The organism is Saccharothrix sp. NPDC042600 (assembly GCF_040647305.1).
In the GTDB taxonomy this organism is placed as follows: Bacteria; Actinomycetota; Actinomycetes; order Mycobacteriales; family Pseudonocardiaceae; genus Actinosynnema; species Actinosynnema mutabilis.
In genome coordinates, this window is sequence record NZ_JBEZBW010000181.1 from 1 (window position 1) to 8,605 (window position 8,605).

5 protein-coding genes and 1 pseudogene are annotated in these 8,605 nt (G+C 71.7%); 5 read left to right on the forward strand and 1 reads right to left on the reverse strand.

The window, feature by feature from the left end:
• Positions 1 to 183: 183 nt before the first annotated feature.
• The 3 genes and pseudogenes from AB0A74_RS41835 (at position 184) to AB0A74_RS41845 (ending at position 2,662) form a co-directional block, all read left to right on the forward strand.
• On the forward strand, positions 184 to 1,305 hold the full coding sequence (locus AB0A74_RS41835; RefSeq protein WP_358258680.1) for a hypothetical protein: 1,122 nt from the start codon (positions 184 to 186) through the stop codon (positions 1,303 to 1,305).
• Between the two features lie 238 nt (positions 1,306 to 1,543).
• Positions 1,544 to 2,293: pseudogene (locus tag AB0A74_RS41840) on the forward strand (serine protease); the annotation flags it as partial.
• A gap of 51 nt (positions 2,294 to 2,344) precedes the next feature.
• The gene (locus AB0A74_RS41845) at positions 2,345 to 2,662 is read left to right on the forward strand and encodes a proprotein convertase P-domain-containing protein (RefSeq protein ID WP_358258687.1); all 318 of its coding nucleotides are present in this window, start codon (positions 2,345 to 2,347) and stop codon (positions 2,660 to 2,662) included.
• Between the two features lie 123 nt (positions 2,663 to 2,785).
• On the opposite strand, the gene AB0A74_RS41850 is transcribed toward AB0A74_RS41845, so the two are convergent.
• The gene (locus AB0A74_RS41850; protein ID WP_358258682.1) at positions 2,786 to 3,400 is read right to left on the reverse strand and encodes a TetR/AcrR family transcriptional regulator; all 615 of its coding nucleotides are present in this window, start codon (positions 3,398 to 3,400) and stop codon (positions 2,786 to 2,788) included.
• Positions 3,401 to 3,500: 100 nt separating this feature from the next.
• On the opposite strand from AB0A74_RS41850, the gene AB0A74_RS41855 reads away from it, so the two are divergent.
• A complete protein-coding gene (locus AB0A74_RS41855; protein ID WP_358258684.1) occupies positions 3,501 to 4,682 on the forward strand; it encodes a lipase family protein in 1,182 nt (393 codons plus the stop codon).
• 345 nt (positions 4,683 to 5,027) lie between these two features.
• On the forward strand, positions 5,028 to 8,393 hold the full coding sequence (locus AB0A74_RS41860) for a fibronectin type III domain-containing protein (protein ID WP_358258685.1): 3,366 nt from the start codon (positions 5,028 to 5,030) through the stop codon (positions 8,391 to 8,393).
• Positions 8,394 to 8,605 lie beyond the last annotated feature (212 nt).

Genomic DNA, 8,605 nt, shown 5'->3' on the forward strand with positions numbered 1-8,605 from the left:
CCGGTTCGCGCCGCCCTCGCCGCCCGGCCGCCCCGGCCGGTGGGCCGCCCCGGTCCGCGCCGCCCTCGCCGCCCGGCCGCCCCGGCCCGTCGCTCCCTCCGCGTCAGCACCGCACGGCCCCACCCGCAGGTTGCTCCCGCCAGGGGTCGCGCTGATCAACCTGGCTCCCTAGGGTTGCGGACCATGTCGCGTCGTTGGGTCGTGCCGTGCGCACTGCTGGCCGTCGTGCTCGTGTCCTGCACCTCGTCCCCGCAACCGTTCGCGACCAAGCCCAGCACACCCGACCCCACGACGACGACGACCACCACGACCCCGGAAACCACCACGTCGAAACCCAAGCCACGCCCCGAGTCCATGGCCAACCCCGCCGGAACCGCCGTCGTCCCACCGGAAGCCCAACCCGAGGACACCTCCGCCCCCACCAAAGTGGTCGGCACCGGCACCCCCGCGAGCTGCACCTCCGACGCCCTCGCCGACGCCGTCGACACCGGCGGCACGATCACGTTCGACTGCGGCCCCGAGCACGTCACGATCGTCCTCACCGACACGCTCCGCATCCGCAACGACCACACCACCGTCGTCCTCGACGGCGGCGGCACCGTCACGCTCAGCGGTGGCGGGGAGCGGCGCATCCTCTACCTCAACACCTGCGACCGCTCGCTCGGCGCCGGCACCCGCTGCCAGGACCAGACCCACCCCCGGCTCACCCTCCAGAACCTCACCCTCGCCGACGGCGACGCCACCGGCGAGACCGAGGAAGGCGGCGGAGCGGTCTACGCGCGCGGCGGGAGTCTGAAGGTCGTCAACTCGCGGTTCCTGCGCAACCGGTGCGACGAGAACGGTCCCGACCTCGGCGGCGCGGCGGTTCGCGCGTTCGGCCAGAAGCAACCCGTCCACGTCGTCGGCAGCACCTTCCAGAACGGCGAGTGCTCCAACGGCGGCGCGCTCAGCAGCATCGGCACCTCCTGGGTCGTGCTCAACAGCGTCTTCAAGGACAACAAGGCGATCGGCCGCGGCGCGAACCCCGCCCGCGACGGCGAACCCGGCGGCGGCAGCGGCGGGGCGCTCTACGCCGACGGCAACGAGTTCACCGTCAAGATCGCGGGCACGCTCATCGAGGACAACCATGCGAACGAGGGTGGCGGCGCGATCTTCTTCGTGAGCAACGACCGCAGCGGCACGATGGTCGTGGACGGCTCGACGTTGCGCCGCAACCCCAGCGCCGGCTTCGAGACACCGGGCCTGAAGGGGATCTTCTTCCTCGGCGCCACCGAAGTGACCATCACCGGCTCCACCATCGATTAACACCGCGGAAACACGCGGAACACCGGAAGAACTCCCGTCGATCGTCGGATTGTGAGCGAGGCTTCCGGCTGCGCATGATGAGCCGCCGGCGTCAACCGGTGCACAACACCCTGCTGACACACCACTCGACGCTCCGGCCGACCCTGCACGCACCACCTCCGGCCGGGCGCGGGAAGGAACGACTGTGCGCTTCACAGCGAAGAAGGCGCTTGCCCTCGCCGCGGGCATCGCCGCCACCCTGGCCGCGTTCGGCGGCCAAGCCCACTCCGCCCCGATGCCGCCGGACCCGGGCGGCGTCACCCCGCAGGTCGTCGGCGGCACGCAGGCCGCCAAGGGCGAGTTCCCGTGGATGGTCCGCCTGTCCATGGGCTGCGGCGGCGCCATGTACACCGAGCAGCTCGTGCTCACCGCCGCCCACTGCGTCAGCCGGACCGGCGACAACACCAGCATCACCGCCACCTACGGCGTCGCGGACCTCCAGGACACCTCCGCCATCAAGCGGACGTCCAGCTACGTCCACCGCGCGCCGACCTACGGCACGTCCACCGGCGGCGACTGGGCCCTGATCAAGCTGTCCAGCCCGATCTCCGGCGCGGCCCTGCTGCCGATCGCCACCACCGCCGCCTACAACAACGGCGTGTTCGACGTCGCCGGCTGGGGCGCCACCCGCGAGGGCGGCAGCCAGTCCCGGTACCTGATGAAGGCCAAGGTGGACTTCATCGACGACACCACGTGCAAGAACTCCGACCCGTACTACAGCGACCTGATCTTCGCCGCCGAGATCTGCGCCGGCGACCTGGCCAACGGCGGCGTGGACACCTGCCAGGGCGACTCCGGCGGCCCGATGTTCCGCCGCGACAACGCCGGCCAGTGGATCCAGGTCGGCATCGTCAGCCACGGCAACGGTTGCGCGCGCCCCAACAACCCCGGTGTCTACACCGAGGTGAGCACCTTCGCGGCGGCCATCAAGGCGGCGGCGGACAGCCTCGGCGGCGGCACCCCGAACCCGCCCGGCAAGACCTTCGAGAACGCCACCGACGTGGCGATCCCGGACGCCGGCTCGGCGGTCTACAGCAACATCACGACCTCCGGCCTGACCGGCAACGCCCCGTCCACGCTGAAGGTCACCGTCGACATCAAGCACTCCTGGAGCGGTGACCTGGTGATCGACCTGGTCGCGCCGGACGGCTCGACCTACCGCCTGAAGAACTCCAGCAACTCCAGCACGCCCAACGTGAACACCACCTACACGGTCAACGCCTCCACCGAGGCCGCGAACGGCACCTGGCGGCTGAAGGTCCAGGACGTCTACAGCCAGGACACCGGCTACATCGACGTCTGGAAGCTCACCTTCTGACCGTAGAACCCCGACACGGCAAGGCACGAAGCGACGGGACCCGCTGCGAGGGTGGGTCCCGTCGGCGTTTTCCGGAGAACCGCGCGACAAGGTCGCCGAACGCCACCCGGGCCCGCCGAGGGGTCAGCGGGTGATCGCGGCCAGCATCAGGCCCTTGATCTCGGCCGCGATGTCCGCCACGTCCAGCGGCGGGTCGTGGGCCTGCCACTCGCGGAGCAGGCCGGTCACCGCCCCCACCAGCGCGATCGCGGTCAGGTGGAAGTCCCGCCCCGGCGCGAAGCCCTGTGCCGCGGCGTGTTCCGCCTCCGCCTCGATGAAGTCCGCCCACCGCGCGACCCAGTCCTGGTGCTGCTGCTCCAGTTCCGCGTTCACCCCCACGGCCTCCACATAGGCCAGTCGCGGCACGCGCGGGTCCGCCGTCACCGACGACACGAACGCGTCGAGCAACGTCGAGATGCGGGTGGCGGCGTCGGCGGAGTCCAGCGCGGCCAGCGCGGCGGTCACGCGGTCCAGGGCCAGGCTGTTGATCCGGTCGTGCAGGAGGAGCAGCAAGCGCTCCTTGTTCTCGAACTCCTCGTAGAAGTTGCGCGTCGAGACGCCGGCCGCCCTGCACAGCTCGGTGACCTTGGTCTGCGCGAACCCCCGCCCGGTGAACAGGTCCAACGCGGCCAGCAACAGGCGGTCCCGGCGCCGCCTCCTGCGCTCGTCCTGGCTGATCCCCGCGTACGGCCGGGCCACGGGCGGCTCCTCGAAAAGTGGTAACAGGGATTGTCAGATTAGCGCGTTCGGCCCTACATTGCGGAAACGGTGGTTACCACAATCCCCTGCGGAGGCGACGATGCCGATCCGACTCCTGGTCACCCTGCTGGCCGCACTCCTCCTGACCGCCCCGGCCGCGCACGCCGACGAGCGACCGCCCGAGCCGTCCCAGGACGCCTTCTACACCCCGCCCACCCCGCTGCCCGGCGACCCCGGTGACGTGCTGCGCAGCCGCCGGGTCGACTGGCACCCCGAACCGTTCCGCGTCTTCCCCGCCCCGGTCGCGACGCACCAGCTCCTCTACCGCTCCACCTCCGCGACCGGCGCGCCCAACGCCGTCTCCGGCACCCTCCTGGTCCCGCCGGTCCCGTGGTCGAACGGCCCGCGCCCGCTGATCGCCTACGCGATGGGCACCCAGGGCCTCGGCGACCGCTGCGCCCCCTCCTACCGGATGCGCGTGGGCACCGAGGTCGAGATCGCCTTCCTCGTCCAGGCGATGCTCAAGGGCTGGGCCGTCGTCATCACCGACTACGAGGGTCTCGGCACGCCCGGCACCCACACCTACGCCGTCGGCCGGTCCGAGGGGCGTGCGCTGCTCGACGCCGCCCGCGCGGCGCAGTCGCTGCTCGGCCAGACGGGCACGCCGGTCGGCGCGTTCGGCTACTCGCAGGGCGGGCAGGCGGCGGCGTTCGCGGCGGAGCTCCAGCCCGCCTACGCGCCCGACGTGCGGCTGGTCGGCGTCGCCGAGGGCGGGGTGCCGGCGGACATGAACGAGGTCGCCGAGTTCAACGACGGCGGCCCGGGCTCCGGGCTCGTCGTCGGCGCGGCGGTGGGCTACGCGACCGCCTACCCGGAACTGCCGTTGCCGCTCAACGCCCGCGGCCGGGACGTCGCGCGCCAGGTCGCCGAGGCGTGCGTGGCGGAGATGGCGCTGCTCGCGCCGTTCACCCGGATCGACAGCCTGACCACCGTGCCGGGCGTGATCCGCGACCCGCGCTGGCAGGCCCGGCTCGCCGAGAACCGGCTGGGCTCGGTCCGCCCGGCCGTCCCGGTCTACCTCTACCACGGCACGGTCGACGAGCTGATCCCGTACCGCACGGCCACCGGCCTGCGCGACCGGTACTGCGCGCTGGGCGCGGACCTCCAGTGGACCGCCCTCCCGCTCGCCGCCCACATCACCGCGGTCAGCATCGGCGGCACCAACGCGCTCAACTGGTTGGGCGACCGGTTCGCCGGCCGGCCCACCACGCCGTCGTGCTGACCGCGCGAAAGTTGTCAGACAGGTGACAAGAACAATTTCGGAATTGGTGCCGGGATGACAAACGCCGTTTAGCGCGTGGACCGTCCGGACTATTGTCGAGAGCGGTGGCCTACTCGCCGGTATACGGTGGGTGACCACCGCTCTTGCGTCCGTGACCAGCGCAAACGTGCCAATGTGCGTACTCGGAATTAGTCGGGTGTGACAACTTCTCGGAGTGTTTCGGGGAGGTCTTGCGGGGTGGGACGCGGCGTCGTTAATTTGACGGCACGTAGCGTGGCTGTAACACAGGCATTCACACCCTGCCCCCTATTTCTGGCGTGCCCTCGGCGTCAGGGAGGACGATCCGTGAGACACAGAAAACAGGTCCGGAGGCTGACCCGCCTGGGCGCGGTGGCCACCGCCGCCATGGTCGTGGGCGGACTCGCCATCGGCACGGGCACCGGCACCGCCGCTGCGGGAGAGCTCAACCAGACCTACACCTGCACCTTCCCGCTGATCGGCGACCAGACCGTCTCGGTCAACATCAAGACCCGCGACAACCAGCCCGCGTCCGTCGCCACCGGCACCTTCACGCCGGTCATCGAGATCACCGCGATCTCCAACGCCGGCCCCAACGCCACCCAGGGCCTGCGGCTGGTCGGCGCGGAGACCATCCAGGGCGTCGCGCGGGCCACCTCGACCGTCGACGGCCCCGGCTCGCAGGGCGACCTGACCGTGCAGGTCACCACGAACGTGCCGAACCAGCCGATCCCGGCCTCCGGCGACCTCGTCGTCAACGCGGCCGGCGTCGCGCCCGGCCTGCGGTTCGACCAGCCCGGCACCGCCACGCTCTCGGTGACCGACCTCGAACTGGAGATGACCCCGCTCAAGGCCGACGGCACGCCCACCGGCCTGGGCACCTTCATCGCGCCCTGCACCCCGGCGCCCAACCAACCCACGATCCTGCAGACCTACGAGGTCACCGGCGCGCCGGTCACCCCGGAGCCGGTGATCGGCAGCGGCGCGCACCCGCCGCTCAAGCAGGTCTACAACTGCCCGTTCCCGCTGATCGGCAACCAGAACGTCACCGTCGACATCAGCACCAACCCGCTGCCGAACGAGATCGCGCAGGGCACGTTCACGCCGAAGATCGACATCACGGCGGTGTCCAACGCGGGCTCGACGGCCACGCAGGGCCTGCGCCTGGTGGGCGGCGAGACGATCCAGGGTTCCGCCCTGGCCACCTCGCTGGTCTCCTCCCCGCAGGGCCACCTGGCCGTGCAGGTGCCCACCGCGATCCCGAACCAGCCGATCCCGCCGTCGGGCGACCTGGTGGTCAACGCGTCGGGTTCCGCGCCGGCGCTGCGCTTCGACCAGCCGGGCACGGCGACGCTGTCCGTGCACGACCTGGTCCTGACCATGACCCCGCTCAAGGCCGACGGCACGCCCACCGGCCTGGGCACCTTCACCTCCGACTGCACCCTGGTCGACGCGACCGCGCGCAACGTCCTGCAGACCTTCACCATCACCGGCGCGGCGGACACCGAGGCGCCGGCCAAGGTCACCGGCCTGACCGCCGGCGAGACCACGCAGACGTCGGTCCCGCTGTCGTGGACCGCCGCCACGGACAACGTGGGTGTCGTCGGCTACGACGTGCTTTCCGGTGGCTCGGTGGTGAAGTCGGTGGACGGCACGTCCACGGTGGTGGACGGGCTGACCCCCGACACCGCGTACTCCTTCACCGTGGTGGCCAAGGACGCGGCCGGGAACCGCTCCGCCGCGAGCGACGCCGTCAGCGCGCGCACCAAGGCCGCCCCGGACACCCAGAAGCCGACCGCTCCCGGCCCGCTGACCTCGACCGCCGCCACGCAGACCTCGGTCTCGCTGCAGTGGGGCGCGTCGTCGGACAACGTGGCCGTCGTCGGGTACGACGTCCTGTCGGGTGGTTCGGTGGTCAAGTCGGTGACCGGGACGTCCGCGGTGGTGGACGGGCTGACCGCCGACACCGCCTACACGTTCACCGTGGTGGCGAAGGACGCGGCGGGCAACGTGTCGGACGCCAGCGAGGCGCTCACCGTGCGCACGCCGGCCGCGCCGGACACGCAGAAGCCCTCCGCGCCCACGGGCCTGGCCGTGACCGGCACGTCCGCCAACAGCATCGGGCTGTCGTGGACCGCCGCGTCGGACAACGTCGGCGTGGTCGGCTACGACGTGCTGTCCGGTGGTGCGGTGGTCGCGTCGGTGACCGGCACGTCGGCGACCGTCGAGGGGCTGACCGCGGACACCGAGTACTCCTTCACCGTGGTGGCCAAGGACGCCGCGGGCAACGTGTCGGACGCGAGCGCCGCGGTGACCGGTCGGACGGCCCAGCTGCCCGACACCGAGAAGCCGTCCGCGCCTTCGGGTCTGGCGGTCACCGGCACGACGCAGTCCACGGTGTCCCTGTCGTGGACGGCCGCGTCGGACAACGTCGGTGTCGTCGGGTACGACGTGGTGTCCGGCGGTTCCGTGGTGAAGTCGGTGGAGGGCACGTCCGCGGTGGTGGACGGTCTGTCGCCGAGCACGGACTACTCGTTCGCGGTGGTGGCCAAGGACGCCGCCGGCAACCGGTCGGACGCGAGCGCCGCGGTGTCCGCCCGCACCGGGGACGCGCCGGACACGCAGGCCCCGTCCGCGCCGTCCGGGCTGAAGTCCACGGGTGAGACGACGTCGAGCGTTTCGCTGGAGTGGACGGCCGCGTCGGACAACGTGGGTGTCGTCGGGTACGACGTGCTGTCGGGTGGTTCGGTGGTCAAGTCGGTGACCGGGACGTCCGCCGTGGTCGACGGGCTGACCGCGGACACCGAGTACACGTTCACCGTGGTGGCCAAGGACGCGGCGGGCAACACCTCGGACGCGAGCGCCGCCCTGAAGGTGCGGACCAAGGCCGCGCCCGACGGTGTCGCGCCGTCCACGCCGACCGGTTTGCGGTCCACCGGGCAGACCGAGAACAGCATCGGCCTGGCCTGGGACGCCGCGACCGACAACGTCGGCGTGACCGGGTACGACGTGTTCCGCGGCGCGGCCAAGGTGGCGACCGTGACGGGCACCTCGACCAACGTGACCGGGCTGGCGGCGGACACCGAGTACTCGTTCACCGTCGTGGCGTTCGACGCGGCGGGCAACCGGTCGGCGGCGAGCGCGGCGGTCACCGCGCGCACCAAGCCGGGCGGCGGCACGGTCATCCGCTACGGCTACAACCTGGCCGGCAGCACGAAGATCAAGGCCGCCAACGGGACGGTGCAGCTCACCGGCGGCATCGACGCGGGGCTGGACCTGGCGACCGGCAAGTTCGACGCCGACCTGGTGCTGAACCCGACGACGGGCAACTTCAAGATCTTCGGGTTCCTGCCGGTGACGGCGAAGATCCAGTTCGTGCAGGCGGCCAAGACGACGGGCACGCTGTCCGGCGGGGTGCTCAGCTCGACGTCGTCGGTGACCGTGAAGCTGCCGCGGGTGACCGTGATGGGCATCCCGGTGAGCACGAGCCCGAACTGCCAGACGAAGACCCCGGCGTCCATCCCGCTCCAGTCGAAGCCCGGCTTCGACCCGCTCGCCGGCGGCACGCTGACCGGCACGTACACGCTGCCCGAACTGCAGGGCTGCGGCCAGCTCAACGCGCTGATCAGCGCGCTGACGGCCGGTCCGGGCAACACCATCGAGGTCAAGCTGACCCCGAAGTCCGTGCGGTAGAACGGATTGCACGTGGTGGCCCCGTCGCGCCCGCGCGACGGGGCCGCTGTGTTGCGGGGGTTCGGCCGGGCTTGGCGGACTGGGCTCGGCTGGCACTGCGGCGCACTCGAACCCCGCCGCACCTCAACTGACCACGGCCCGCTCAGCACCCCCGCCCGCCGCTGCCCGGCCCACCGCCGCCCCGGTCCGCCGCCGCCCCGCCCGCCGCCGCC